At 57.0% G+C, this 26,945-nt stretch carries 22 protein-coding genes and 5 pseudogenes; 8 read left to right on the forward strand and 19 right to left on the reverse strand.

Going from position 1 to position 26,945, the window contains the following annotated elements:
* The first annotated feature begins 230 nt into the window (after nucleotides 1-230).
* Nucleotides 231-863: a cAMP-activated global transcriptional regulator CRP gene (gene crp, locus JNO11_RS17450; RefSeq protein ID WP_003852956.1), complete on the forward strand. Its 633-nt coding sequence runs from the start codon at nucleotides 231-233 to the stop codon at nucleotides 861-863.
* A gap of 57 nt (nucleotides 864-920) precedes the next feature.
* A complete protein-coding gene (locus tag JNO11_RS17455; protein WP_010253083.1) occupies nucleotides 921-2,996 on the forward strand; it encodes a YccS/YhfK family putative transporter in 2,076 nt (691 codons plus the stop codon).
* A 1-nt stretch (nucleotide 2,997) separates the two neighbouring features.
* Here JNO11_RS17455 and JNO11_RS17460 read toward each other — a convergent pair whose 3' ends face one another.
* The 5 genes from JNO11_RS17460 to ppiA form a co-directional block, all read right to left on the reverse strand.
* The gene (locus JNO11_RS17460) at nucleotides 2,998-4,218 is read right to left on the reverse strand and encodes an aspartate aminotransferase family protein (protein WP_022624054.1); all 1,221 of its coding nucleotides are present in this window, start codon (nucleotides 4,216-4,218) and stop codon (nucleotides 2,998-3,000) included.
* A gap of 81 nt (nucleotides 4,219-4,299) precedes the next feature.
* Entirely contained in the window at nucleotides 4,300-4,875 is a 576-nt protein-coding gene (locus tag JNO11_RS17465) for an aminodeoxychorismate/anthranilate synthase component II (protein ID WP_325177533.1), read from the reverse strand.
* A gap of 41 nt (nucleotides 4,876-4,916) precedes the next feature.
* The gene (locus JNO11_RS17470) at nucleotides 4,917-5,510 is read right to left on the reverse strand and encodes a putative adenosine monophosphate-protein transferase Fic (protein ID WP_325177534.1); all 594 of its coding nucleotides are present in this window, start codon (nucleotides 5,508-5,510) and stop codon (nucleotides 4,917-4,919) included.
* On the reverse strand, nucleotides 5,500-5,670 hold the full coding sequence (locus tag JNO11_RS17475; RefSeq protein WP_010253095.1) for a YhfG family protein: 171 nt from the start codon (nucleotides 5,668-5,670) through the stop codon (nucleotides 5,500-5,502). Before JNO11_RS17475 ends, JNO11_RS17470 begins: the two co-directional genes overlap by 11 nt.
* Nucleotides 5,671-5,769: 99 nt before the next feature.
* Entirely contained in the window at nucleotides 5,770-6,342 is a 573-nt protein-coding gene (ppiA, locus tag JNO11_RS17480) for a peptidylprolyl isomerase A (RefSeq protein ID WP_003852970.1), read from the reverse strand.
* A gap of 262 nt (nucleotides 6,343-6,604) precedes the next feature.
* On the opposite strand from ppiA, the gene tsgA reads away from it, so the two are divergent.
* Entirely contained in the window at nucleotides 6,605-7,783 is a 1,179-nt protein-coding gene (gene tsgA / locus JNO11_RS17485; RefSeq protein ID WP_031593897.1) for an MFS transporter TsgA, read from the forward strand.
* A gap of 35 nt (nucleotides 7,784-7,818) precedes the next feature.
* Here tsgA and JNO11_RS17490 read toward each other — a convergent pair whose 3' ends face one another.
* Nucleotides 7,819-9,096: a cytosine deaminase gene (locus JNO11_RS17490; protein WP_031593898.1), complete on the reverse strand. Its 1,278-nt coding sequence runs from the start codon at nucleotides 9,094-9,096 to the stop codon at nucleotides 7,819-7,821.
* 217 nt (nucleotides 9,097-9,313) lie between these two features.
* Between JNO11_RS17490 and nirB the strand changes: the two genes are divergently transcribed.
* Genes nirB through cysG form a run of 3 tightly spaced genes read left to right on the forward strand, consistent with a single transcriptional unit; the run spans nucleotide 9,314 to nucleotide 13,587 of the window.
* Nucleotides 9,314-11,854, forward strand: a complete 2,541-nt coding sequence (gene nirB / locus JNO11_RS17495; protein ID WP_325177535.1) for a nitrite reductase large subunit NirB — start codon at nucleotides 9,314-9,316, stop codon at nucleotides 11,852-11,854.
* Nucleotides 11,851-12,177, forward strand: a complete 327-nt coding sequence (gene nirD / locus JNO11_RS17500; protein WP_010253107.1) for a nitrite reductase small subunit NirD — start codon at nucleotides 11,851-11,853, stop codon at nucleotides 12,175-12,177. The genes nirB and nirD overlap by 4 nt, the downstream gene beginning before the upstream one ends.
* 45 nt (nucleotides 12,178-12,222) lie before the next feature.
* Nucleotides 12,223-13,587 carry a siroheme synthase CysG gene (gene cysG / locus JNO11_RS17505; RefSeq protein WP_325177536.1) on the forward strand — a complete coding sequence of 455 codons (1,365 nt, stop codon included), beginning with the start codon at nucleotides 12,223-12,225 and terminating at the stop codon, nucleotides 13,585-13,587.
* Nucleotides 13,588-13,645: 58 nt separating this feature from the next.
* Here the strand turns inward: cysG and trpS are convergent.
* From trpS to aroK, 7 genes and pseudogenes are all read right to left on the reverse strand, one after another.
* Nucleotides 13,646-14,648, reverse strand: a pseudogene (gene trpS, locus JNO11_RS17510) (tryptophan--tRNA ligase).
* 16 nt (nucleotides 14,649-14,664) lie between these two features.
* A pseudogene (locus JNO11_RS17515) lies at nucleotides 14,665-15,343 on the reverse strand (phosphoglycolate phosphatase).
* Nucleotides 15,327-16,010 (reverse strand): ribulose-phosphate 3-epimerase, encoded by a 684-nt coding sequence (gene rpe / locus JNO11_RS17520; protein WP_010253116.1) that lies wholly within the window; start codon nucleotides 16,008-16,010, stop codon nucleotides 15,327-15,329. The pseudogene JNO11_RS17515 and the gene rpe overlap by 17 nt, the downstream one beginning before the upstream one ends.
* 67 nt (nucleotides 16,011-16,077) lie before the next feature.
* A complete protein-coding gene (gene dam, locus JNO11_RS17525) occupies nucleotides 16,078-16,893 on the reverse strand; it encodes an adenine-specific DNA-methyltransferase (protein ID WP_010671570.1) in 816 nt (271 codons plus the stop codon).
* 93 nt (nucleotides 16,894-16,986) lie between these two features.
* A complete protein-coding gene (locus JNO11_RS17530; protein ID WP_201499888.1) occupies nucleotides 16,987-18,039 on the reverse strand; it encodes an SPOR domain-containing protein in 1,053 nt (350 codons plus the stop codon).
* A 72-nt stretch (nucleotides 18,040-18,111) separates the two neighbouring features.
* Nucleotides 18,112-19,201: pseudogene (gene aroB / locus JNO11_RS17535) on the reverse strand (3-dehydroquinate synthase).
* 38 nt (nucleotides 19,202-19,239) lie between these two features.
* A complete protein-coding gene (gene aroK, locus JNO11_RS17540) occupies nucleotides 19,240-19,761 on the reverse strand; it encodes a shikimate kinase AroK (RefSeq protein ID WP_003852989.1) in 522 nt (173 codons plus the stop codon).
* 97 nt (nucleotides 19,762-19,858) lie between these two features.
* On the opposite strand from aroK, the gene JNO11_RS17545 reads away from it, so the two are divergent.
* The gene (locus tag JNO11_RS17545) at nucleotides 19,859-20,032 is read left to right on the forward strand and encodes a hypothetical protein (RefSeq protein ID WP_223265993.1); all 174 of its coding nucleotides are present in this window, start codon (nucleotides 19,859-19,861) and stop codon (nucleotides 20,030-20,032) included.
* A gap of 91 nt (nucleotides 20,033-20,123) precedes the next feature.
* Here the strand turns inward: JNO11_RS17545 and hofQ are convergent.
* From hofQ to pilM, 5 genes and pseudogenes are all read right to left on the reverse strand, one after another.
* Nucleotides 20,124-21,393: pseudogene (gene hofQ / locus JNO11_RS17550) on the reverse strand (DNA uptake porin HofQ).
* Nucleotides 21,335-21,715 (reverse strand): DUF2531 domain-containing protein, encoded by a 381-nt coding sequence (locus JNO11_RS17555; RefSeq protein WP_325177537.1) that lies wholly within the window; start codon nucleotides 21,713-21,715, stop codon nucleotides 21,335-21,337. The pseudogene hofQ and the gene JNO11_RS17555 overlap by 59 nt, the downstream one beginning before the upstream one ends.
* 2 nt (nucleotides 21,716-21,717) lie before the next feature.
* The gene (locus JNO11_RS17560) at nucleotides 21,718-22,200 is read right to left on the reverse strand and encodes a hypothetical protein (RefSeq protein WP_325177538.1); all 483 of its coding nucleotides are present in this window, start codon (nucleotides 22,198-22,200) and stop codon (nucleotides 21,718-21,720) included.
* Nucleotides 22,193-22,735, reverse strand: a complete 543-nt coding sequence (locus JNO11_RS17565; RefSeq protein WP_031292127.1) for a PilN domain-containing protein — start codon at nucleotides 22,733-22,735, stop codon at nucleotides 22,193-22,195. The genes JNO11_RS17560 and JNO11_RS17565 overlap by 8 nt, the downstream gene beginning before the upstream one ends.
* Nucleotides 22,735-23,541, reverse strand: coding sequence for a pilus assembly protein PilM (gene pilM / locus JNO11_RS17570; RefSeq protein ID WP_033759101.1), 807 nt, complete (start codon nucleotides 23,539-23,541; stop codon nucleotides 22,735-22,737). The genes JNO11_RS17565 and pilM overlap by 1 nt, the downstream gene beginning before the upstream one ends.
* A gap of 116 nt (nucleotides 23,542-23,657) precedes the next feature.
* Between pilM and mrcA the strand changes: the two are divergent.
* Nucleotides 23,658-26,208: pseudogene (gene mrcA / locus JNO11_RS17575) on the forward strand (peptidoglycan glycosyltransferase/peptidoglycan DD-transpeptidase MrcA).
* 74 nt (nucleotides 26,209-26,282) lie between these two features.
* On the opposite strand, the gene nudE reads toward mrcA, so the two are convergent.
* Nucleotides 26,283-26,846, reverse strand: coding sequence for an ADP compounds hydrolase NudE (gene nudE, locus JNO11_RS17580; protein WP_010253151.1), 564 nt, complete (start codon nucleotides 26,844-26,846; stop codon nucleotides 26,283-26,285).
* Nucleotides 26,847-26,945: the final 99 nt, after the last annotated feature.

Here is a 26,945-nt window from a genome sequence, read left to right on the forward strand (position 1 = left end):
CGCCCGTAGCTGAAGCGAGACAACAGAAGACAGTCGGCAAAAGCTGTGCTACAAACAGTGCTGAAAATATTTTTCGTCACCCGATGACGAAGCCGGGAAGGATGATGCGCACTGCGCCTGATGCGGCCCGAATAATTTCCTGAAATGGAAACGCTTGAAGCTTTCACCGCCTGACAGGGAAAACTGCCCCCCTGTATTTTGGGCACGATTACAACAGAGGATAATAGCGAATGGTTCTCGGCAAACCGCAAACAGACCCTACACTCGAATGGTTCCTGTCCCATTGCCATATTCACAAGTATCCATCCAAAAGTACGCTGATTCACCAAGGTGAAAAAGCAGAAACGCTTTACTACATCGTGAAAGGTTCCGTTGCGGTTCTGATTAAAGATGAAGAAGGCAAAGAGATGATTCTTTCCTACCTGAATCAGGGCGATTTTATTGGTGAACTTGGCCTGTTCGAAGAAGGCCAGGAGCGCAGCGCCTGGGTACGTGCGAAAAGCGCGTGCGAAGTGGCGGAGATTTCTTACAAGAAATTCCGTCAGCTGATCCAGGTTAACCCTGACATCCTGATGCGACTCTCATCGCAGATGGCGCGTCGCCTGCAGGTGACGTCTGAAAAAGTGGGTAACCTCGCTTTCCTCGACGTAACCGGACGCATTGCACAGACCCTGCTCAACCTGGCGAAGCAGCCAGATGCCATGACGCATCCCGACGGCATGCAAATTAAAATCACTCGTCAGGAAATTGGCCAGATTGTTGGTTGTTCACGTGAAACCGTGGGCCGTATTTTGAAGATGCTGGAAGATCAGAACCTGATCTCCGCACACGGCAAAACCATCGTCGTTTACGGCACCCGCTAATTCCTGTCACCCACGGCGTGATGGCAACATCACGCCGTTATTGTTTGTGTTGGGCCGATGTGGCGTCGAATTATTTACCATCCTGAAGTTAACTACGCCTTGCGGCAAACGCTGGTGCTCTGTCTGCCGGTGGCGCTGGGCTGGTTGGCTGGCGACCTGCAAAAAGGTCTGCTGTTCTCATTAGTGCCCGCCTGCTGCAACATCGCCGGTCTGGATACCCCGCATAAACGCTTCTTCAAACGCCTGATTGTTGGCGGCAGCCTGTTTGCCCTCGGCAGCTTTCTGATGCAGTGGCTCACCCTGCATGCTATTCCGCTGCCGCTGATTCTGTTTGCCATGCCCTTATTGCTCGGCGTTACCGGGGAGATCAGCCCGCTGCATGGTCGTCTGCTGCCCGGCACCCTGATTGCCGCCATCTTTACCCTGAGCCTGATTGGCCGCATGCCAATCTATGTTCCCCCGCTGCTCTATATCGGCGGCACGCTATGGTACGGGCTCTTTAACTGGTTCTGGTTCTGGCTGTGGAAAGAGCAGCCGATGCGCGAAAGCCTGAGCCTGATCTATCGCGAGCTGGCTAACTACTGCGACGCAAAATATACCCTGCTGACGCAGCTGACCGATCCGGAAAAGGCGCTGCCGCCGCTGCTGGCTCGTCAGCAGAAAGTGGTCGATCTGATTAACACCTGTTATCAGCAGATGCATATGCTGTCGGCAAGCCGCGATCACAGCCATAAACGGCTGACGCGCGCCTTTCAGGTGGCGCTGGATCTGCAGGAACATATCTCGGTCAGCCTGCATCGGCCGGAAGAGGTGCAGAAGCTGGTCGAACAGAGCCACGCCGAAGCGGTGATCCGCTGGAATGCCAAAACCATCTCGGCCCGGTTGCGGGTGCTGGCGGATAACATTCTCTATCACCAGCTACCCGATCGCTTTGCGATGGATAAACAGCTCGGCGCGCTGGAGAAAATCGCCCATCAGCATCCCGACAATCCGGTGGGTAACTTCTGCCTTTACCACTTCAACCGCATCGCGCGGGTCCTGCGCACCCAGAAACCCCTTTATCAGCGCGATCTGATGGCTGACCGCCAGCGCCGTCTGCCGCTGTTACCGGCGCTGCGTAGTTATCTCTCGTTCCGCTCATCGGCCCTGCGCACTGCCGGCCGCTTTGCGGTGATGCTGATGCTGGGCAGCGCGCTGGCGCTGTTCTTCAACATCCCCAAACCCTACTGGATCCTGATGACCATCATGTTCGTCAGCCAGAACGGCTACAGCGCTACCCGTGTCCGCATTCAGCACCGGGCGCTGGGCACTTTTGCCGGTCTGGTGATCGCGGCCGCCACGCTGCGCATGGCGGTGCCGGAGTCGCTGGTGCTGCTGATCATGCTGGCGATTACCTTTATCAGCTATCGCTTTACCCGCCAGTTTTATGGCTGGTCGATGATTGGCTTTACGGTCACGGCGGTTTACTCGCTGCAGTTGCTGTCGCTGAATGGCGCGCAGTTTCTGCTGCCGCGACTCATGGATACGCTGATGGGTTGTCTGATCGCCTTTGGCGGGATGCTCTGGCTGTGGCCGCAGTGGCAGAGCGGCTTGCTGCGGCAGAACGCCCACGACGCACTGGAAACCTATCAGGATGCGCTGCGGCTGTTGCTGGGTGACGAACAGTCACCAGAGAAACTGGCTTATCAGCGGGTGAAGGTCAATCAGGCACACAATGCGCTGTTTAACTCACTGAATCAGGCGATGCAGGAACCCGCGTTCAACTCCCGCTATCTGAGTGATATGCGGCTTTGGGTCACGCACAGTCAGTTTATCGTCGAGCATATCAACGCCATGACGATTCTGGCGCGTGAGCACACCATGCTCACTGCCTCGCTGGCTGAGCGTTACCTGCAATCCTGTGAAATCGCGCTGCAGCGGTGTCAGCAGCGGCTGGAATATGATGGTGAAAGCTCACAGGTTAACCTGCTGGATGAGCTGGAGAACATCAGTGAGGGACCGATCACGGTGGTGGAGCAGCATGTGCGGCGCATTCTCGATCATCTGAGCGTGATGTACACCATTTCATCGCTGGCGTGGAACCAGCGGCCGCAACATGGCCGCTGGCTGATCAGACGCTTACGTAAAAACTAAGCTAGCCGTTGAGCACGTTGCCGACGGCCGTGGCGAAGCGGCTCATGCCCTCTTCGATATCGGCAGGCTCAATGATCAGTGACGGGGCAAAACGCATCACGTCGGTGCCGGCAACCAGCACCATCACGCCTTCTGCGGCCGCGGCATTCAGGATATCGCGTGCTTTACCGGCATGCTGCGGTTTCAGCGCCGCGCCAATCAGCAGACCCTTGCCGCGAATATCGCTGAAGAGATCATACTTCGCATCGATGGCCTGCAGCGCCGTGACAAAGTGCTGACGACGCGTCTCAACGCCTGCCAGCACCTCCGGCGTATTGATAATATCAAGCGCGGTTTCAGCGATGGCGCAGGCGAGTGGATTGCCGCCATAGGTGGTGCCATGCACGCCCGGCGCCATGGTCGAGGCGATCTCGTTAGTGGTCAGCATGGCGCTGACCGGGAAACCGCCGCCCAGCGCTTTGGCTGAGGTCAGAATATCGGGCTGGATGCCATAATGCTCATAGGCGAACAGCTTGCCGCTGCGCCCCATGCCGCTCTGCACTTCATCCAGCACCAGCAGCGCCTGATGCTGATCGCAAAGCTCACGCAGTCCCTGCATAAACTCCTGCGTTGCGGGCACGACGCCGCCCTCACCCTGAATCGGTTCAACCACAATGGCGCAGGTGTGATCGTCAATCACCGCTTTTACTGCGTTCAGATCATTGAACGGCACATGGACGATATCCGCCGGTTTAGGCCCGAACCCATCAGAATATTTTGGCTGTCCGCCGACCGTGACGGTAAACAGCGTCCGGCCATGAAAGGCGTTATGAAAGGCGATAATCTTACTTTTGAACGGGCTGTGACGTTTGCAGGCGTAGTAGCGCGCCAGCTTAAAGGCGGCCTCGTTGGCTTCGGCCCCGGAGTTAGCGAAGAAGACCCGCTCGGCAAAGGTCGCCTGAATTAACTTACTGGCAAGACGCAGCGCCGGTTCGTTGGTGAAGACGTTGCTGGTGTGCCACAGCGTCTCGCCCTGACTTTTCAGCGTCTCGACCAGCGCAGGATGGCAGTGTCCAAGTGCGGTGACGGCGATACCACCTGAGAAATCGATATACTCTTTGCCCTGCTGATCCCATACACGACTGCCCTTGCCTTTTACCGGCACGAACTGCGCAGGTGCATAAACAGGCAAAATAACGTTATCGAACGTCTCCCGCGTGACCGCAATTTTTTCCGCTGCCATTGATGACCCCATTTAGATGATTGATGTGCAACTTTGAAATAATAATCACAAAATATGCATAAAAAATCACTCAAAGGCAACTTATTGCTCAAGGAAATTGCGCAGCAGCTGATGTCCCTGCTCGCTGAGAATGCTTTCGGGATGGAACTGCACGCCTTCCAGCGCCAGAATTTTATGGCGGAATCCCATAATTTCGTCAGGCTCGCCGTCACGCACCGTCCAGGCAGTCACCTCGAAGGCATCTGGCAGGGAGTCGCGCTGTACAATCAGCGAATGGTAGCGGGTCACGGTCAGTGGATTATTCAGAGTGCGGAAAACGCCCTGTCCGGTGTGCTGAATCGCAGAGGTTTTGCCGTGCATCACCTGACGCGCGCGCACGACCTGCGCGCCATACGCCTGCGCAATTGCCTGATGGCCCAGACAGACGCCCAGCACCGGCAGCTGACCGGCGAAATGCCGGATCGCCGCCAGCGAAATGCCTGACTCCGACGGCGTGCAGGGACCAGGGGAGATCACCAGATGAGTCAGCGGTAACGCCGCCATCTGCTCCAGCGTGATGGCATCATTGCGCACCACCCGAACCTGCGCGCCCAGCTCGCAGAAATATTGATAAAGATTCCAGGTAAAGGAGTCGTAATTGTCGATAAGCAGCAGCATGGCCAGTCCAGAATAATTACCCGCGCCGCTATTCTACGCGGTTAAGCCGCCTCGCTCACCACTTTCGCAAATACCTGCTCCAGCAAAGTCAGGTCTCCGGCCACACCAGCCTGATTCGCCGCTTTCCAGCTTTCAGCGTCAGTCTCTTCCCAGGAGAGCAGATAACCGGCATGCAGCGCCAGCTGTTCAAAGAAAATCCGCTGCGCCCGACCGTTGCCGTGGCGGAAAGGATGCAACATGTTGATTTCGCAGTAGTAGTGGGCAACACGCTTAATAAACGCGTCACGCGGCAGGTCAGCAAGGCCCTTCTCCTCCTCCAGCGCGGCCATCAGGGCGTTACCTTCCTTTTCGATATATTCGAAATGACAGAACGGCGTCTCATCGCGCCAGATATCGATAGTGCGCAGTTCACCAGCCCAGCTGTAGACGTCCTGAAACAGCGTACGGTGGATCTGGCACAGGTAAGGCAGTCCAGGATTACCGGGGCCCAGCTCCAGCGTGGCGGCACGCGCCGCACTAAAACTCAGCTCCGCCTTACGCAGCTGCGCGGCATCGTGAATATCTGGCAGGTTTTTCAGCACATTGTCATGCTGCCACAGGTAGGGATCCTGGCTGACGGCGGTATTAGAGTCCATATTGCCTCCTCAGTGACGCCAGACGTGCGGCCGCATCATCGCTGTTTACGCTGGTTTCATTTGGCGAGAAGCCTTCCAGCCGACAGCTGGCCTGATAGCTGGCGCTACGCCGCTGTCGCCACAGGGTGACCTTCTGTTTTTCGGTGAGTTTGTTCGCCATGCCGCCTCCTGCTCAGGTTTTTGCCCTAAGTATAAGAGCAAATTCTGGCTTTGCCGGATGCGGCAGGCGGTCGCCATCCGCAGATGGCGACGAACGGACTTAAGGCAGGACTTTGGCGGAGAGGATAACTACCGGTTTGGATGGAACATTCTGGTAAGGACCCACATCTTTGGTCGGTACCTGAGAAATTTTTTCAACCACATCCTGACCTTTCACAATCTTACCAAATACGGCATAGCCAAAATCGCGCTGTCCGTGATCGAGGAATGCATTATCCGCGACGTTGAGGAAGAACTGGCTGGTCGCACTGTCTTTATCGGCGGTTCGCGCCATGGAAATCGTGCCGCGCAGGTTACGCAGGCCGTTATCCGCTTCATTCTTGATCGGCGCGTTGGTCTGCTTCTGCTGCATGTCCGTAGTGAAGCCCCCACCCTGCACCATAAAGCCCGGGATCACGCGGTGAAAAATGGTGTTGTTGTAAAAACCGTTGTTGACGTAATCAACGAAGTTTTTCACAGAAACCGGCGCTTTCTGGTTATTCAGTTCGAGTTCGATATTGCCGGCGGAGGTGGTGAGCAGAACGTGGGTGTCACCTTTTGCAGCCAGCGCCTGGGCGGAAACGGAAGAGAGCGCTAACAGGGTGATGGCCGCTGTTAAAGTACGTTTAAACATGAAAGATTCCTTACCTGGGAGAGCGGGCACAAAAACGTGATTGATTGTAAAGAGACTCTATTCCAGGAGCCAGCGTTTTACCTATATTTACGCTGTGGCAGCAAATGGGGGGAGCAAACGTTAAACCCCGGCAATTACGTGATTAAAATCACACAACACATGAAATATGGATCTCTGGTTTCACTGGTTGTTTATTAAGATCACGGTTCCGTTTACACTTTCTGACACTTTTTTGGCACCCGGTTCTCAACAGGTTCAGAACATGACAAACCGTAATCGTATTGGCCTCACCTGGATAAGCTTCTTCTCCTACGCGCTTACCGGCGCGCTGGTGATTGTTACCGGCATGGTAATGGGCGATATCGCAAAAGATTTCCAGATCCCCATCTCCAGCATGAGTAATACCTTCACCTTCCTCAACAGCGGCATCCTGGCGGCGGTTTTCCTGAACGCCTGGCTGATGGTGATTGTGCCACTGAAGCGTCAGCTGATTTTCGGCTTCGTCCTGATGGTACTGGCGATAATCGGGTTGATGACCAGCCGCGATCTGACCGTCTTCTCGCTCTGTATGTTTGTGCTGGGCGTGGTCAGCGGCATTACTATGTCGATCGGCACCTTCCTGATCACCCATATGTATGAAGGCCGCCAGCGCGGTTCACGCCTGCTGTTTACCGACTCCTTCTTCAGCATGGCGGGCACGCTGTTTCCTGTGCTGGCGGGGATTCTGCTGGCGCGTCAGCTGCCGTGGTACTGGGTCTACGTCTGCATCGGCTTTATCTACGTCGCGATCTTCATCATGACGCTGTTTGTCGAGTTCCCGGTGCTGCGTAAGCCCGAAAACAGCCCGACAGTTGAGAAAGAAAAATGGGGTGTGGGCGTGCTGCTGCTGGCAGTGGCGGCGCTCTGCTACATTCTGGGCCAGCTTGGCTTTATCTCCTGGGTACCGGAATATGCCACCAAAGTCATGGGCATGAATATTAACGATGCCGGACAACTGGTGGGCAGCTTCTGGACCGCGTATATGGTGGGGATGTGGGCCTTCAGCTTCCTGCTGCGCTTCTTCGATCTGCAACGCATTCTGATGGTGCTGGCGGGGCTGGCTACCGTGCTGATGTACTGGTTCGTCAGCAGCCAGGATGCCAGTATGCTGAAGTGGATCATTATGGTGTTGGGCTTCAGCTCGAGCGCAATTTACACCACCATCATCACGCTCGGCTCGCTGCAGACCAAAGTGGCGTCACCGAAACTGGTGAACTTTATTCTGACCTGCGGCACCGTTGGCACCATGCTGACCTTCGTGGTGACCGCGCCGATTGTTGAGAAGAGCGGCGTGCACACGGCGCTGGCCACCGCCAACGGCCTCTACGCGGTGGTGTTTGTGATGTGTGTCCTGCTGGGGCTGGTCACTAAACATCGCTCGCACGGTCACGTTACGCATTAATCATTCAGGGCGGCGATTGATCGCCGCCCTGCTGTTTAACGCCGGAAGTCTATCCGCTCCCGCTCCCGCCAGTAAATCTCGCTTTCTGCGGGCTTTGTCTCTGCCACCACGATGCCGCGACGCAGCGAGTAGCGCACCGGAACCTGTCTTCTTACTGCATCAAAACCACTCTCTGCCGGCAGAATAATCAGGCTGGCATCGTTGCCGGTCTGAATGCCATAGCCTGACAGCTGCAGCGTCTTCGCGCTGTTATGCGTAATCAGATCCAGCCCCGCATCAATCTGCTCATAGCCCATCAACTGACAGACGTGTAAGCCCATATGCAGCACCTGCAGCATGCTGGCGGTGCCCAGCGGATACCAGGGATCGAACACATCGTCGTGGCCGAAACAGACGTTAATCTCCGCCTCCAGCATCTCTTTCACCCGCGTAATGCCGCGCCGCTTAGGATAGGTATCAAAGCGGCCCTGCAGGTGAATATTGACCAGCGGATTCGCGACAAAATTAATGCCCGACAGCTTAAGCAGCCGAAACAGTCGTGAGGTATACGCGCCATTGTAAGAGTGCATCGCGGTGGTATGACTGGCCGTCACGCGCGCGCCGTTGCCATCGCGATGCGCCAGCGCCGCCACGGTTTCCACAAAGCGCGACTGTTCATCATCGATCTCATCGCAGTGAACATCGATCAGCCGATCGTAGCGGTTAGCCAGCGCAAAGGTTTTATGCAGCGACTCAACGCCATATTCACGGGTGAATTCGTAATGCGGGATCGCGCCGACCACATCCGCGCCCAGCCGCAATGCCTCCTCCAGCAATGCTTCACCGTTGGGATAAGAGAGAATACCCTCCTGGGGAAAAGCAACAATCTGGATAGTGATCCACGGCGCCATCTCCGCCTTCAACTCCAGCATCGCTTTAAGCGCCGTCAGTGACGGGTCAGAAACGTCAACATGAGTACGGACAAACTGAATGCCGTTGGCAATCTGCCACTTCAGCGTCTGCATCGCCCGCCGCTTAACATCTTCATGACTGAGCATGGCTTTGCGTTCAGCCCAGCGCTCAATGCCTTCAAACAGCGTACCGGACTGGTTCCACGCAGGTTCGCCAGCGGTCTGGGTGGTATCCAGATGAATATGCGGCTCAATAAAAGGCGCGCAGGCTAAGCCACCCTCGCCGTCCAGCGATTCATCCGCCGGTGAAGCGTGCTGCGGCTGGGCTGAGAGCCGGGCAATTTTGCCATCGGCGATGGCGATCTGCCATAAACCATCCCGCCAGGGTAAACGCACGTTATTGATCCACTTAGGTGACATCATTGCCGACTCCTTTTCCGGTTTTGTGTTTTAAAACTAACACGATTCAGGTGACCCGCCGCAAGCCCGAATAATCAGCGGGTTAGCCGCACCAGAAAAAATTATTTTAAATCAACCATATACCTCTTAATGGGTATATGGCGTCGTGGTTGATGTATATCAATAAGTGCCAGAAACGGCGCGCTATTGTAGCCGCAGATATCGCAAATTTGAGGCAAAAATGAGCAAGCACAATGTCGTCGTTATCGGTAACGGCATGGTCGGCCACCGCTTCATAGAAGAATTACTAGAGAAAGCGGAACCTGACCAGTTTTCGCTGACCGTCTTTTGTGAAGAACCCCGCGTCGCCTATGATCGTGTCCACCTGTCCGCCTACTTTTCCCATCACACCGCTGAAGAATTGTCGCTGGTTCGTGAAGGCTATTACGACAAACATCAGGTCAATCTGCTACTGTGTGAACGCGCCATCACCATTAACCGTGATGAGAAGCTCATCCACTCCAGTACCGGTCGCGCGGTGCATTACGATACGCTGATTTTTGCCACCGGCTCTTATCCGTGGATCCCGCCAATTAACGGTGCCGAAGGCAGCGACTGCTTTGTCTATCGCACCATCGAAGATCTCAACGCCATCGAAGCCTGTTCGCGCCGCAGCAAACGCGGCGCGGTGATTGGCGGCGGCCTGCTGGGGCTGGAAGCGGCGGGCGCACTGAAAAATCTGGGCATTGAAACCCACGTTATTGAATTTGCGCCGGTGCTGATGGCGGAGCAGTTAGATCAGCAAGGCGGTGAGCAACTACGTCGCAAGATTGAGCAGATGGGTGTACGGGTCCACACCGGTAAAAACACCCAACAGATTGTGCATCACGAACACGGCGGCAAAACGCTGCAGTTTGCTGATGGCAGCGCGCTGGAGGTCGATTTCATCGTCTTCTCCACCGGCATTCGCCCGCAGGACAAACTGGCGAAACAGTGTGGATTAGCACTGGGGCCGCGCGGCGGCATCGCCATTGATGACCAGTGCCGGACCAGCGATCCCACCATCTACGCTATCGGTGAGTGCGCTGCCTGGCAGAATCGTGTCTATGGCCTGGTGGCGCCGGGTTACAAAATGGCCCAGGTCGCCAGCGACCATCTGCTGGGCCGCGACAATGCGTTTACCGGCGCGGACATGAGCGCCAAACTGAAGCTGCTGGGTGTTGATGTTGGCGGCATTGGCGATGCGCGCGGCACCACGCCAGGCGCTCGCAGCGTGGTCTGGCTGGATGAGAGCAAATCGATCTACAAGCGCCTGATTATCAGCGAAGATCAGAAAACCCTGCTGGGTGCCGTCCTGGTGGGCGACACCAGCGACTATGGCAACCTGCTGCAGCTGGTGCTGAATGGTATTCCGCTGCCTGCTAATCCGGAAGCACTGATTCTGCCAGCCGGCAGCGGGGATAAACCGGCCATCGGCGTCGATTCTCTGCCTGATACCGCACAAATCTGCTCCTGTTTTGACGTCAGTAAAGGCGACATCATTAAGGCGGTTCAGGGTGGCTGTCATACCGTGGCAGCACTGAAAAGCAGCACCCGTGCCGGCACCGGTTGCGGCGGCTGTATCCCACTGATCACCCAGGTTCTCAACAGTGAACTCAGCCGTCAGGGCATTGAGGTCAATAACCATCTTTGCGCCCACTTCGCCTGGTCACGTCAGGAGCTTTATCACCTGATTCAGGTAGAGGAGATTAAAACCTTTGACGAACTGCTGGCCCGCTATGGTCAGGGTTACGGCTGTGAAGTGTGCAAGCCGGTGGTTGGCTCACTGCTCGCCTCCTGCTGGAATGAGTATGTGCTCAAGCCCCAGCACGCGCCGTTACAGGACAGCAACGACCTCTACCTTGGCAACATCCAGAAAGATGGCACCTACTCGGTGATCCCGCGCTCGCCCGGCGGTGAAATCACGCCCCAGGGACTGAAAGTGATTGGCGAGATCGCCGAGCGCTATCAGCTCTACACCAAAATTACCGGCTCTCAGCGTATCGGTCTGTTTGGCGCGCAGAAAGACGATCTGCCCGCCATCTGGTCACAGCTGATCGACGCCGGATTTGAAACCGGCCAGGCCTACGCCAAGGCGCTGCGGATGGCGAAAACCTGCGTTGGCAGCGCCTGGTGCCGTTATGGCGTGGGTGACAGCCTCGGCTTCGGCGTGATGCTGGAGAACCGCTACAAAGGCATCCGTACGCCGCACAAGATGAAGTTTGGCGTCTCTGGCTGCACCCGTGAATGTGCAGAAGCACAGGGCAAAGATGTCGGCATTATCGCGACCGAAAAAGGGTGGAACCTTTACGTCTGCGGCAACGGCGGCATGAAGCCGCGCCATGGCGATCTGCTGGCGGCCGATCTCGATCAGCAGACGCTGGTTACCTATCTCGACCGTTTCATGATGTTCTATATCCGCACTGCCGACAAACTGCAGCGCACCTCGCTGTGGCTGGAGAGTCTGGAAGGCGGCATCGACTATCTGCGTAAGGTGATTGTGGATGACAAACTTGGCCTCAACGGCCAGATGGAGCAGCAGCTGGCCGCACTGCGCGCCAGCGTCAGCTGTGAATGGAAAGCGACGCTGGAAGATAAGGATCACCTGACGCGCTTTGCCCACTTTATCAACTCGCCGCAACGCGATCCTGGCGTGCAGCGGGTCGCGGAGCGCGACCAGCACCGCCCGGCACGCGCCGATGAACGCATTGCCGTGACCCTGATTGAGGAGACCGAATCATGAGCCAGTGGAATCCGGTGTGCCCGCTGACGCAGATCCTGCCCGCCACGGGCGTCTGCGCGCTGGTCAAAGGCCAGCAGGTTGCTATCTTCCGTCCCCGCAACGATGAGCAGCTCTATGCCATCAGCAATATCGACCCCTTTGCCGATGCCAGCGTGCTGTCACGCGGCATTATTGCTGAACATCAGGATGCGCTCTGGGTTGCCAGCCCGCTGAAAAAGCAGCGTTTCCGTCTTAGCGATGGCTACTGCATGGAGGATGAAACGCGCTCCGTGGCGGCCTGGCCGGTGCGGGTCAATGCCGGACAGGTTGAAGTCTGCCTGTAACTCCCGTCAACAGCCCGCCTCCGCGGGCTTTTTTAAGGACGTCTGATGGACTACTTCCCCTTATTCTGCCGCCTGCAGGGCCGACGCTGCCTGCTGGTCGGCGCAGGTGACGTGGCTGAGCGGAAAGCCCGCCTGCTGCTGGAGGCCGGCGCCGAACTGCTGGTCGGTGCCCTTGATTTCTCCCCCGCCTTCCGGCAATGGGCGCAGCAGGAAACCATCACGCTGCTGCCAGGGGCGTTTGATCAGCACTGGCTCCCCGGCTGCTGGCTGGTGGTCGCCGCGACCAGCGATGATGCGGTTAATCAGCAGGTGGCTGAAGCCGCCGAAAAACAGCAGATCTTCTGCAATCTGGTGGATGCGCCGCAGGAGGCCAGCGCCATTATGCCGTCGATCATCGATCGTTCCCCGCTGATGGTCGCCGTCTCTTCCGGTGGACGCGCGCCGGTACTGGCGCGCCTGTTGCGGGAGAAGCTGGAGGCGATGCTGCCGCAACACCTTGGCCAGCTGGCTCAGTTGGCAGGCACTCTGCGCGCGCGGGTTAAACAGCAGTTCAGCTCTGTCAATGCTCGCCGCTACTTCTGGGAACGCTTCTTTAACAGCGAGCGGCTGGCCCAGACGCTGGCCAACGGCGACAGTGAGCGCGCAGAGCAGATTACCGACCAGCTCTTTAACGCTGACCTTCGCCAACAGGGTGAAGTGGCGCTGGTTGGTGCCGGTCCGGGTGATGCCGGATTACTGACCCTGAAAGGCTTACAGCTGATCCAGCAGGCAGACGTCATCGTTTATGACCGGCTGGTCTCTGATGAGATCCTGAATCTGGTGCGCCGCGATGCCGAGCGCATTTTTGTCGGGAAACGCGCCGGACATCACTGCGTGCCGCAGGATGAGATCAACCAGCTGCTCTGCGAACAGGCGCAGCGGGGAAAACGTGTAGTGCGGCTGAAAGGCGGCGATCCCTTTATCTTTGGTCGCGGCGGTGAAGAGCTGGAAGCGCTGGCGCAGCGGCAGATTCCGTTCAGCGTGGTGCCGGGGATCACCGCCGCATCGGGCTGTGCGGCCTACAGCGGTATTCCCCTGACCCACCGCGATCATGCGCAGAGCGTCAGACTGGTTACCGGACATCTGCAGAAAGAGGGCTCGCTCGCCTGGCAGACGCTGGCGGCGGAACAGCAGACGCTGGTCTTTTATATGGGGCTCACGCAGGCCGGAGAGATTCAGCAGCAGTTGATAAAGCACGGTATGCGCAGCGATATGCCGGTGGCGCTGGTGGAAAACGGCACCACTACGCGTCAACGCGTGGTCACCGGGACACTGAGCGAGCTGGAGGCATTAGCCGGTCAGGTGACCAGTCCCAGCCTGATGATCATCGGCAGCGTGGTAAGTCTGCGTGACAGCCTGCGCTGGTTCTGAGTCCGGCAAATAAAAACGGCGGGCACAATGCCCGCCGTCCTGGTTGTCTGCTCAGCCATTACGGCATCGCGACAAAGCCTACCGCCTGATACACCTTCTTCAGCGTTTCCTGCGCCTGTGCGCGTGCTTTGGCCGCGCCATCACGCATCACCTGCTCCAGCAGTGCTTCATCGTTGCGGAAGCTGTGATAACGCTCCTGCAGCTCAGAGAGCATACCCGACACAGCATCGGCTACTGCGCCTTTCAGGTGGCCATACATCTTGCCTTCGAACTCCTGCTCCAGCTCGGCGATGGTTTTACCGGTCACGCCCGACAGTATATCCAGCAGGTTAGAGACGCCCGCTTTCTCTTTGATATCGTAGCGCACCACTGGCGGCTCTTCAGAATCGGTGACGGCGCGTTTAATCTTCTTCACGACCGCTTTCGGATCTTCCAGCAGGCCGATCACGTTATTGCGGTTATCGTCAGACTTGGACATCTTCTTCGTCGGTTCCAGCAGCGACATCACGCGCGCGCCAGACTTCGGAATCAACGGCTCTGGTACTTTGAAGATATCGCCATAAATCGCATTGAAGCGATGCGCGATGTCGCGGCTCAGCTCCAGATGCTGCTTCTGATCTTCACCCACCGGCACCTGATGGGTCTGATAGAGCAGAATGTCAGCCGCCATCAGCACCGGATAGTCGAACAGACCGGCGTTAATGTTCTCTTCGTAACGCGCTGATTTATCCTTGAACTGCGTCATGCGGCTCAGTTCACCGAAGTAGGCATAGCAGTTCAGGATCCAGCTCAGCTGCGTGTGCTCTGGCACATGCGACTGAACAAAGATGGTGCTTTTTTTGCGGGTCGATACCACAGGCCAGATAGAGCGCCAGCGTGTCCAGCGTCGCTTTACGCAGTGCAACAGGATCCTGACGCACGGTGATCGCGTGCAGATCAACGATGCAATAAATGCAGTGGAAATCATCCTGCATCTGCACCCACTGACGCAGCGCTCCCATATAGTTGCCAATGGTCAGTTCGCCGGACGGCTGTGCGCCGCTGAAAACGATGGGTTTCATACTTATGTCCTGATATTTACAGCCCCAGAGCGGGCAAAAGTTCGTCGAAAGAGTCGAGGGTTAAATCGGGCTGGCTGGTGGCAATCGGCTCGCCATAGTTATAGCCAAAGGTCATGCCGATATTGGGTACGCCCGCCGCCTGCGCCGCCTGGATATCATTGCGTGAGTCGCCGACAAACAGCAACTCATTCGGCAACACACCAAAGGTGCCCAGCACCATAAAAATTGCCGCAGGATGCGGTTTTTTTAACCGGCACATCGTCGCCACCGATAATCAGCGAAAACGCATCAGCAATGCCAAGCGACTCCAGCAGCGGTGCCACAAACGGCGTCGGCTTGTTGGTGACTATCGCCATCGGCAGCCCGGCGGCCTTTAAGGCGGCCAGCGTCTGCTTTACCTGTGGAAACAGCGTACTGCCCGCATCCACGGTATCGGCATAATGTCGGTCAAACAGCGCCCGCGCATCACGCTGCTCTTCCGGCTGCGGCTCACGGCCCAGCGCGAAGGTCAGCGCGCGGGCCATCATGATATCCGCGCCGTTGCCAATCCAGGTTGAGACACGCTCAAGGCCCGCCTGCGGCAGACGGAGGTCGTTCAGCGTGCGGTCAATCGCATCGGCCAGGCCGGGTGCGCTATCCACCAGTGTCCCATCGAGATCAAACGCCAGCGCACGAATATCAGTGAAATGAGCCATTGGCCTTCTCCAGTTCGTTGCGCATATCATCGATCACTTTTTTATAGTCAGGGTGACCGAAGATCGCGGAACCGGCGACAAACATGTCGGCACCGGCGGCAGCGATCTGGCCAATATTGTCGATCTTCACGCCGCCATCCACTTCAAGACGAATGCTGTAACCACTCTGATCGATACGCCTGCGCGCTTCACGCAGTTTATCCAGTGTGCCAGGAATAAATGACTGACCGCCAAAGCCGGGGTTCACTGACATCAGCAGAATGATATCCAGCTTATCCATGACGTAATCGAGGTAGCTCAGCGGGGTTGCCGGGTTAAACACCAGACCCGCTTTGCAGCCATGCTCTTTGATGATTTGCAGGGTGCGGTCAACGTGTTCGCTGGCTTCGGGATGAAAGGTGATGTAGGTGGCACCCGCTTTGGCGAAATCAGGGATCAGCGCATCTACCGGCTTCACCATCAGATGCACATCGATGGGGGCAGTGATGCCATAGTCGCGCAGTGCTTTCAGCACCATCGGACCCATGGTCAGATTAGGCACGTAGTGGTTGTCCATCACGTCGAAGTGAACCACGTCACCTCCGGCCGCCAGCGCTTTGGCTGTGTCTTCGCCCAGGCGAGCAAAGTCCGCCGAAAGGATTGAAGGGGCCAGCAAATATTGTTTCATCCGATTCTCCCACTGTTGTGCGCCAGCACGCAGGCTGGCGTAATGCGTTGGTCGCGGACGAAACAGACTAGCTATAAAGTGCCAGCAGTTCGTCGACCTTGGTGCGACCCGTTATGCTTCGGCTGATAGAACGCCGGGCTTTGACCACATGTAACTCTGCATCCTGATACCATAAACGCGTCAGTGCAGTGTCGTGGTTAGAAATGAGTACCGGAATCCGGTCCTCCGACGAAGCCAGCTTTGCCGCTAACGCCGCCAGGTTCTCCTGCTCACGCAGGCTGAAGCTGTTGGTGTGATAAGCCGTGAAATTGGCCGTTGCCGACAGCGGCGCATAAGGCGGATCGCAATAGACTACCGAGCCTTTACCGGCATTGGTCAGGGTAACATCGTACGATTCACAGACAAACGTCGCTTTTTGCGCACGCTCGGCAAACCATAACAGTTCTGCTTCCGGAAAGTAGGGTTTGCGATAGCGGCCAAACGGCACGTTGAACTCGCCACGCAGGTTATAGCGACAGAGGCCGTTGTAACAGTGACGGTTCAGATAGAGGAACAACAGCGCGCGCAGGTAGGCGTCGGTGCTGGTGTTAAATTCGGTGCGACGCTGGTAATAACAGATCTCGTTGTTACTTTCCGGCGTAAACAGCAGCTGCGCGTCACGGATGAAATCCGCCGTGCGCGTTTTAACAATGTTATAGAGATTAATCAGGTCACTGTTGATATCAGCCAGATGGTAGCGATCAAATTCAGTGTTCAGAAACACCGAACCCGCGCCAACAAAGGGTTCTACCAGACAGTCGCCTTGCGGCAGATGGCGATGGATCTCTTCTACTAAGGGAAATTTTCCCCCTGCCCATTTCAGGAAAGCGCGATTTTTTTTCATGCTGTCGTGGTTATTACATCTTATTGTGAGGCTGTGGCTGGACCGACAGCAGATCTGCGCTTAAAACGGGGCCAGAAACTGGCCCCACATCCGCTATTGGCTGGCTTCTTTCTTCACCTGGCTTACTGGTTTAACCCACGGGTTCTTCGCACGCACTTCGGCAGGCAGTGAGGCTACCGCGCGTTTGGCATCAGCCGGTGTGGCATAGGAACCACTCACCAGCACGTACCACGACTGACCGTTACGGGTGGTTTTGTAGACGTGATACCCACTCAGATTCTGCTGCTTAGCCCAGGCATTCAGGCTTTCCGCCTTCGATGCACCGCTCAGCTGCAGGGTATAGCTGCCGCCTGGTAATGATTTGCTGGCTGAACTGCTGCCTGCCGCCGCAGTGGCCGGAGCAGAAGGGGCTGGCGTACGTGCTGGCGTGGTATGCGTTTTGCTGTCACGGGTTGCAGGCTTCGAGGCAGTTTTATGCGATGAATCGTGCGCCGGACGGGCAGAAGCGTTTGATTTGTTTGGCGTCTGACGGCCTGCAGGGGCCGTAACCGGATTCACAGCCGTTCCGGCATTACCGCTGACTGTGGCAGGGGCTGTTGGCAGTGAACTGCCACCCTGCGTGCCCATCGCGGCACTGTCGACCTGCTGCTGCTGATTACTCAGCGCGCTGTTCAGATCGCCCGGCAGTGTGACACGCTGTTGATTTGCTGGCGTGTCAACAGGGGCGGCCTGCGTAGGCGTTGAAGCCACAGGCGGCATTGAGACGTCGCGCTGCGGGTCAGACGCAGCATTACCGCTGGTCGCCGCGTTATTTTCGCTGGTAGCTGGCGTGGTCTGCCCGCCGGTTGGCGTCGTCTGTCCACCTGACATGGAAGAGGAGCCGGCCAGGTCGATGTTCTTCTCGCTGCCGGAACCGCCGCCAGCGGCAGGCGTGTTGCCCGCAGTCGCAGGTTTTTTCTCATCCGGGCCATTCAGCGCCGAACCAATACCCAGTACCAGTAATAGCAGAACCAGGATCCCGACACCCATCATGATGCGCTGGCGCGAAACCGGTATTTTGGCTGCGGGAGACGACTTACGAGGGCGCGAGGGACGGCGATCGCTGGCGTCAGGTTTTAACTCATCTTCCGGTTTAAACTCATCCATTTTGCCTCCTCCGTAAAGCGGCATTCCGCACTGCGCACCCTGCGCGCCGCGTCACCACTCAACTGCTTAATCTCAGGATTGCTGACAATCATTAATTGCAGCCAGCACCATATCATGTGCCACGCCACCACGCACTTCAGAGCGGCCAATCGACAGCGGGAGTACCAGCCGCAATTCGCCCGCCAGAACTTTCTTATCGCGCATCATGTGCGGCAGATACATCTCCGCACTCATCGCCTCCGGCCCATGTACCGGCAAACCGGCACGCAGGAACAGAGCAATAATGCGGTCCGTCTCCTGTGCCTGGAACTGCCCCAGGCGTTCAGCCGTGCGTGCCGCCATCACCATGCCCGCTGCAATCGCTTCACCGTGCAGCCAGTTGCCATAGCCCATGTGTGCTTCAATCGCATGACCAAAAGTATGGCCCAGATTCAGCAACGCCCGCTGACCGTTTTCACGTTCATCGGCGGCCACGACTTCGGCTTTCAGTTCACAGCAGCGACGAATGCAGTACGCCAGCGCCTGTTCATCCAGCGCCAGCAGGGCATCAAGATTCTGCTCCAGCCACTGGAAAAACGCACCGTCGAGGATGATGCCGTACTTAATCACTTCCGCCAGACCCGACGCCAGTTCGCGCGCGGGCAACGTCTGCAGACAGGCAGTATCAATCACCACCGACGCGGGTTGATAAAACGCGCCGATCATGTTTTTGCCCAGCGGATGGTTAACGGCCGTTTTGCCGCCAACCGAAGAGTCGACCTGCGACAGTAAGGTGGTCGGTACCTGAATAAAGCGTACACCACGCTGATAACTGGCCGCAGCAAAACCGGTAAGATCGCCAATGACGCCGCCGCCTAAGGCGATAAGCGTCGTATCACGACCGTGCGGCTTTTGCAGGAGCGCGGTAAAAACCTGATCCATCACGGCCAGCGTCTTATATTGCTCGCCGTCGGGTAAGATCACCTGATCCACTTTTACACCTGCCGCCGTCAGCAGCGCCGTCAGCTGGTCAAGATAAAGCGGAGCCAGCGTCTGGTTTGTCACCACCATGGCGTTTTCGCCCGCGGTTAGCGGCCAAAAAAGAAGCCGGATCGTTAAACAGTCCGGCAGCGATAGTGATGGGGTAACTGCGTTCCCCCAGTGAGACGGTGATCTTCTCCATGATGCCCGATACCTGTTAAGGAGCCTTCGAACGTTGGATCAACTTTTTTCCAACATGTGGATAATCTGATTCGCCACCACTTTCGCACTCTGATCATCTGTGCGAATGGTTACATCGGCGATCTCTTCGTAGAGCGGGTTACGTTCGCCAGCCAGCGCTTCGAGCACTTCACGCGGCGGTGAATCCACCTGCAGCAACGGACGTTTTTTGTCACGTTGGGTGCGCGCCAGTTGCTTCTCGATGGTGGTTTCAAGATAAACCACAACACCGCGGGCGGAGAGACGATTACGCGTTTCCCGGGATTTGACGGAACCACCGCCTGTCGCCAGGACGATGCCTTGCTTCTCGGTCAGTTCGTTAATGATTTTTTCTTCGCGATCGCGAAAGCCAGCTTCGCCTTCGACATCAAAAACCCAGCCCACATCCGCTCCGGTGCGTCGCTCAATTTCCTGATCGGAATCGAAGAACTCCATGTTGAGTTGCTGAGCCAACTGACGGCCAATAGTGCTTTTGCCGGCACCCATCGGCCCAACCAGAAAGATATTGCGTTTCTCTGCCATTTTGTCGGTATTACTAAGAATTCGTTAATGATACCCCGCGTTCAGCATTTGCTGGCGGGACAGGAACTGAGACCTCATGAGCGTTAGCAAGAGTCAGATGAAAAATTATCTCAACACTCAAGGCTGTTTGGCAACCGATTATATTGCCTTCAGCACATCCATTTCTGAATTGGCCTGTGTTCGCGAAACTGTAACGCGCCAGCGCTGCGTCTTTACAACGCTGCGTACAGAGGAGTTTTCTGATCTGTTTGCCGGGATTTACCCAGCATAGACGGTTACACCGTATTGAAAATCGCTAAACCTTGTAAGCTAATTCCTCTCCTGCGTCAACGCAGATGGCCTTAAGGGACGCATTTTCCGTTTTATCCAGCCGTAAGCGCTGCTTCCCTGACCAATCGCGGCGTAATGAAGATCACCAGCTCTCTTTTTTTGCGCTGATCAGATTGCTGGCGAAACAACCCGCCAATCAGCGGCACATTTCCCAGTAGCGGCACCTGATTCTGTCCGCGGGTGCGCTGCTGCTGAAAGATACCGCCTAACGCCAGTGTTTGCCCGTCACTGACCGTGACCTGAGTCTCAATTTCCTGTTTATCGATGGATAATATGTCGCTATCGCCGGTTCTGATGCTGCGACCCGGCATATTCTGACTGATATGGATCTTCAGCTGGATGCGGCCATTGCCGGAAATCGTCGGTGTCACCTCCATACCCAGTACCGCTTCTTTAAACTCAATACTGGTGGCCCCGCTGTTTCCTGCCGACACTTCATAAGGAATTTCTGTGCCCTGCTTAATCGAAGCGGTCTGCTGATGTGAGGTAAAGAGGCGCGGACTGGCGATAATTTCAATCTGGTTCTCCTGCTCCAGCGCACTTAACTCCAGATCCAGAAGCTGCCCTCCAATGCGCGCCAGCGCCATACCCACGCTGATGCCGGGTGAACTCACCGCCAGCGGAACATCCAGCCGCGGATGATGCAGGATATCAGTTACGGCGGCGTCCCCCCGCCTGCAATCCCCACTTCACGCCCAGCTCCTGCAGATGCTCCTCGCTGATAGTGACGATGTGGGCTGACAGTTCAATCTGTTCCAGTGGCAGATCCAGCGCCCGTATCCAGCGCTCCGTCTCTTTTAAAGCCGCCGCACTATCGCGCAGTAACAATGCGTTGGTGCGTTTGTCGACCGTCACGCTACCGCGCGGCGTCATCAGCGACTGACGCTCACTCAGCAGGCTGGCATACACCTCGCTGGCGCTGGCATAACGCAATATCACAGCGCGCTGTTGCAAAGGAACCTGCTGCAACTGCGACTGCTGCTCAGCCTCACGTGCCTGCTGCTGAGCCTGCTGCCAGCTTTCCGGATAGACCAGCAGGACATTATTCTGTTCAACCAGCGTCAGCTTTGCCATGCGCGCCACCAGGTTGAGCGCCTGATGCCAGGGCAGGTTATCCAGCCGCAGCGATAACGAACCTTCAACCTCTGGCGCAATCATCAGATTGATCTGCTGATAGTCAGCCAGCGCCTGCAAAATACGCTCTACCGGGGCGTTATCAAAAGTCAGGCTGAGAGGCTCCTCATCAACGGCGTAAACCGGCAGCAGGCAGCTTAGTAGCAGCAGAGTGGTTATCCTTATCATGCGAACGTCCTTTTAAATAAAATGCGGCCTGTTGTGCGTTGCAGCTATTCGGCACCGCTAAGGTGAGGCTGCGGCGGGTCATACCCGCCAGTTGCCAGGGTGCGAATGGAAATGGCTTGCCGGTGCGGGCCGTAATACTCTCTCCCTGCGGGGTCAGCAGCCAGGCATGGAAATGCGCCTCCCGGCCAATGATCCCCTGCAGACGCCAGCCGGTGAGCGGTTCCACTGTCGCCTCACAGACGGAACCGGCTACAGGCCGGAACGGATCGCGCGCCAGCACGCCGCCACAGCACAACAGTAAAATCAGCAGACTATGGCGCATCGTCAGGTTCCAGCCAGAGTTGAGCCACCAGGTACTGCGGCTGCGCCAGCAGCTGGAAATGCACCGGAAACGGTGCGGAGGCCTGGGCCAGCTCGGCAAAAAGCGACTGGAACGCCGGCCACTGCAGATGCAGCGTCAGCATGCGTGAGGGGGGCGTCCGGCTGCCACTCTTCCAGCTGGCTACGGCGTGCCGCCAGGATCTCTTCCACTGCACGGCCCGATGCAGATGCTGATCTCGCGATCTGTATCGACTGCAGCTGCGCCTGCAACTGTGCATTATCGGGGTTCTGACGCCACTGGTGCTGGCGCAGCTGCAGAGTGCGGGTCAACTGCAACAGCGTCTGCTGTTCAGCAATGAGCGCCTGCTGCTGTGGCCGTAACCACAGGATCCAGGAGAGCAGCAGCAGACCGGATAAGAGTGCGGCGAGCAAGCCATAGCGCGCAATAGCGGCCATCTGCCACCAGCGCTCCCACCATTCACTCACTGTTCACCTCCTGCATCTCTGCCCGCAGTGAAAACCGATAATGGCCATCAGCCTGACGCTTAACCCCGCCCTGCTTCACCAGACCAAACAGGGCCACAGTGGTTAATTGCTGGCGGAACTGTCGGACTGCCGCCATATCCTGTGCCCGCCCCTCCAGTGTCAGACGGTTGTCGCGCTTTTCCAGCCGGGTCAGCCAGGCGGTGTCGGGCAGCAACGCGGGTAAATCGAGCCAGAACTGCTGCCAGGCGGCCAGTTGTGCAGCCTGCTGGCGATGCTTCGCCTGCTGTTTTTGCACGACCGCGAGCTGCTCCAGTAACTGCTTTTGTTGCGCTAACTGCTGCCCCAGGCTTTCCAGCGCCTGCTGCTGCGTCCTGCTCGCCTGTGCCACCTGCTGACGCGTCTGCTGGATCCGCCAGGTTTGCTGCATCACCACCAGTAACAGGGCGCCAGTCGCCAGTGACAGCACGACCAGGCTCTGTCGCCGCTGCTGTTGCCGACGGCGCTGCCGCCAGGGCAGCAGATTAACCGCGACCATCACTCATCTCCGTCGCGCAGCGCCAGCCCGGCCGCCAGCGCAAAAGCGCCCGGATTCTCCGGCAAAGGTGGCTGCTTATAACGAAACAGATCAAAAGGGGAAAACGCGCTAACGTCTGCAGGCAACGGCGCCTGCTCTGCAGTACACCAGGCGACAGAACGCGCCCCGGGAAAGGCCTGCCGTTGCAGTGCCTCCAGCGTGGCGGCTTCGCCTGTGTCAGCAGCGGTGTGCGCATCGCTCCAGAGCCAGCGGTTATCCTGCTGCAGAACCAGTACCGCATCGTCCTGCAGCGCTGCCTGCCGGGCTAACCGCTTCAGCGCCTCAGTGGTTAATTCGAACACCTGCGGCTTTAAACCCGCCTGCAACAGGGGTGCCGCCCACTGGTCGATAATCTCCAGCCGCGCTGCCGTGACGCAGAGCTGCCCGCTCTGCACATCCGGTCGGTAATCCAGCGCCAGCGCAGCGGGCTCCAGCGGAAAGAGACGGCGCGCGGCCGCCTGCACGTAGTGCCCCAGCGCGGGCTCATTCAGCGACTGCGCAGGAAGGGGGAGCTGGCGCTGCAGCACCAGCTGGGCAGGCAATCCGACCCGCAGCGAATAACGGCGTGGTAACCGCTGACGCCAGGTCGTTAAGGCCGCCAGTAATTCAGGCGAAGATTGCAGCACGCCGTTTCTTAACGTATCTTGCGGCAGCCGCTGCTGCCACCAGTGGCGTAGCTGCCAGCCATCACGACGAGGCTGGAGGGCCAGGGCGCAAATCTGCCTATTCTGAATATCCAGCCCAATTTGCCAGGTATGAAAAGCCATACGCGCGATCTCCTTATCGTCCGGGAAAATGGACATATCAAAGCGTCTGGCTTGCCTTTATACTACCGCGCGGTTGTTTATAAACTGCTCAAACGACAACAGATGGGAAATTCCAGGTGAAGTTCGTAAAGTATTTATTGATCCTTGCAGTGTGTTGCATCCTGTTGGGAGCTGGCTCGATTTATGGTTTATACAAATACATAGAGCCACAGCTGCCCGACGTAAACACGCTGAAAGATGTGCGTCTGCAAACCCCTATGCAGGTTTACAGCGCCGATGGCGATCTGATCGCCCAGTATGGCGAAATGCGCCGTATTCCTTTGACCCTGCAGCAAGTGCCACCTGTGATGGTGAAAGCGTTTATTGCGACCGAAGATAGCCGTTTTTATGAGCACCATGGTGTTGATCCGGTGGGTATTTTCCGTGCGGCCAGCGTTGCGCTGGTCTCCGGTCACGCCTCGCAGGGTGCCAGTACTATCACTCAGCAGCTGGCCCGTAACTTCTTCCTGAGCCCGGAACGCACCCTGATGCGTAAAATAAAGGAAGCGTTCCTGGCGATCCGCATTGAGCAGTTGCTGAACAAAGATGAAATCCTTGAGCTCTACCTGAATAAGATCTACCTCGGCTACCGTGCTTATGGCGTTGGCGCAGCCTCACAGGTCTATTTTGGTAAGCCGGTTGACCAGCTGTCGCTGAGTGAGATGGCGATGATTGCCGGTCTGCCGAAAGCCCCTTCCACCTTTAACCCGCTTTACTCGCCGAGTCGTGCCCTGTCGCGCCGCAACGTGGTGCTGGCGCGTATGCTGGATCAGCATTACATCACGCAGCAGCAGTATGATGAGGCGCGTAATACGCCGCTGGTCGCGAAGTATCACGGCCCGGAAATCGCTTTCTCTGCCCCCTATCTCAGCGAGATGGTGCGTCAGGAGATGGTGAAACGCTACGGTGAGAATGCCTACACCGACGGTTACAAGGTCTACACCACCGTGACCCGTCGCCTGCAGGAAGCCGCGCAGACCTCCGTTCGCAATAACGTCATGGCCTACGATATGCGTCATGGCTATCGCGGCCCGACCAGCGTGCTGTGGAAAGTGGGTGAACCGGCCTGGGATCAGACGAAGATTGAGAAAGCGCTGAAGACGCTGCCGGTCTATGGTCCGCTCAATCCGGCAGTCGTAACCGAAGCGCGCAGCGATGAAGCGACGGTGATGCTGAAAGATGGCAGCAATGTGTCGCTGGCATTAGCCGGTGTGCGCTGGGCGCGTCCTTATAAGTCTGACACCGTGCAGGGCCCGACGCCGAAAAGCGTGACGCAGGTATTGCAGGCCGGCCAGCAGATCTGGGTGCGCAAAGTGGGTGATGAGTGGTGGCTGGGCCAGGTGCCGGATGTGAACTCGGCGCTGGTCTCGCTGGATCCGAATGATGGTGCGGTGCGCGCGCTGGTAGGCGGCTTTGCCTTTAACCAGAGCATGTTTAACCGTGCGACCCAGGCGCTGCGTCAGGTCGGCTCTAACATCAAGCCTTTCCTCTATACCGCCGCAATGGATCGCGGGCTGACGCTCGCCTCAATCCTTAACGATGTGCCGATTTCACGCTGGGATGCGGGTGCGGGTGCTGACTGGCGTCCCAAGAACTCCCCGCCAACTTACGATGGTCCGATTCGTCTGCGTCAGGGTTTAGGCCAGTCGAAAAACGTGGTGATGGTGCGTGCGATGCGTGCGATGGGCGTGGACTACGCCGCTGAGTATCTGCAGCGCTTTGGTTTCCCGGCTCAGAACATTGTTCACACCGAATCGCTGGCATTAGGTGCGGCCTCGTTTACCCCGTTACAGGTGGTGCGCGGCTACTCCGTGATGGCGAATGGCGGCTTCCTGGTCGATCCTTACTTCATCACCCGGATTGAGAACGAACAGGGCGGCCTCGTATTTGAAGAGAAACCGAAGATCGCCTGCCCGCAGTGCAATCTGCCGGTGATCTACGGCGAGACCAAAAAAAGCGCTGGCCCTGAATGAAGAGAGCGTCGAGAACGTTGCAGCCTCTAATAACAACCAGAATCAGGCCGTTCCTCAGCCTGAACTGGAGCAGGTTCCCGCTCAGGCACAACAGGGTGAGCAGCAATATGCGCCGCACGTGATCAACACCCCGCTCACCTTCCTGATCAAGAGCGCGCTAAACAGTAACATCTTTGGCGAACCGGGCTGGATGGGAACAGGCTGGCGTGCCGGGCGTGACCTCAAGCGTAATGATATCGGCGGTAAAACCGGTACCACTAACAGCTCGAAAGATGCCTGGTTCTCGGGTTACGGCCCTGGCGTGGTCACCTCAGTCTGGATCGGCTTTGATGATGCGCGCCGCAATCTGGGCCGCAGCACGCTCTCCGGCGCCATTCCCGATCAGATTTCGGGCTATGAAGGCGGTGCGAAGAGCGCACAACCGGCATGGGATGAGTACATGAAGAGTGCGCTGGATGGTGTACCGGTGCAGCCGTTAACGCCGCCGGATGGCGTGGTCACGGTGACGATCGATCGCAGCACCGGCAAGCTGGCAAATGGAGGGGGTAACACCCGTCAGGAGTACTTCATCAATGGCACCCAGCCAACCGAATATTCGGTTCATGATGTGGGTACCACCATTATGGATAACGGTGAGAGTCACGAGCTGTTCTGATGTGACCCACGAAACCGCACTGTAAAAAAAGGCCGACGTCAGTCGGCCTTTTTTTATTCAGTCACAGATGATATTCAGTAACTCAGCCGCCCCTGCTTCACCAGCCATTCGCGCGCCATAAACAGCGCACTGACATTACGTGCCTCGCGGAAATCGGGCTCATCCAGCAGCGACATCATATCGCTCAGCGGCCAGCGGTGGACAATCAGCGGCTCCGGCTCATCGCCTTCCAGCTTTTCAGCGTAGAGACCTTCCGCCACCACAATGTTCATTTTGCTGGAAAAGTAGGAGGGCGCCATGGTGAGTTTGCCCAGCGTTGTCAGTTGGTCAGCACCAAAACCGACCTCTTCTTTCAGTTCGCGAACTGCCGCTTCATTCACGGTTTCACCTGAATCGATCAGCCCCTTGGGGAAACCAAGCTCATAGGTTTCCAGTCCGACGGCATACTCCTGAATCAGGATCAGATGGTCATCAATAATCGGCACAATCATCACCGCTTCACGTTCTGAGGGCTTCATCCGCTCATAAACGCGATGCGCACCATTGCTGAAAGTCAGATCGACCGATTCAATGGTGAATAACCGTGAACGTGCCACGGCGGTGATATTGAGGATGTCAGGTTTTTTTGGAATTTTCATATCAGCCTCAAATTATTTTGCGCCGGCTATCTGGAGCGAATTAGCATACCTAACCACAGGCAATTGTGCGACAGTCAGACAATCACGTTATCGTTACAC

It is taken from the genome of Pantoea sp. 1B4 (assembly GCF_016925765.1).
GTDB lineage: Bacteria > Pseudomonadota > Gammaproteobacteria > Enterobacterales > Enterobacteriaceae > Pantoea > Pantoea agglomerans.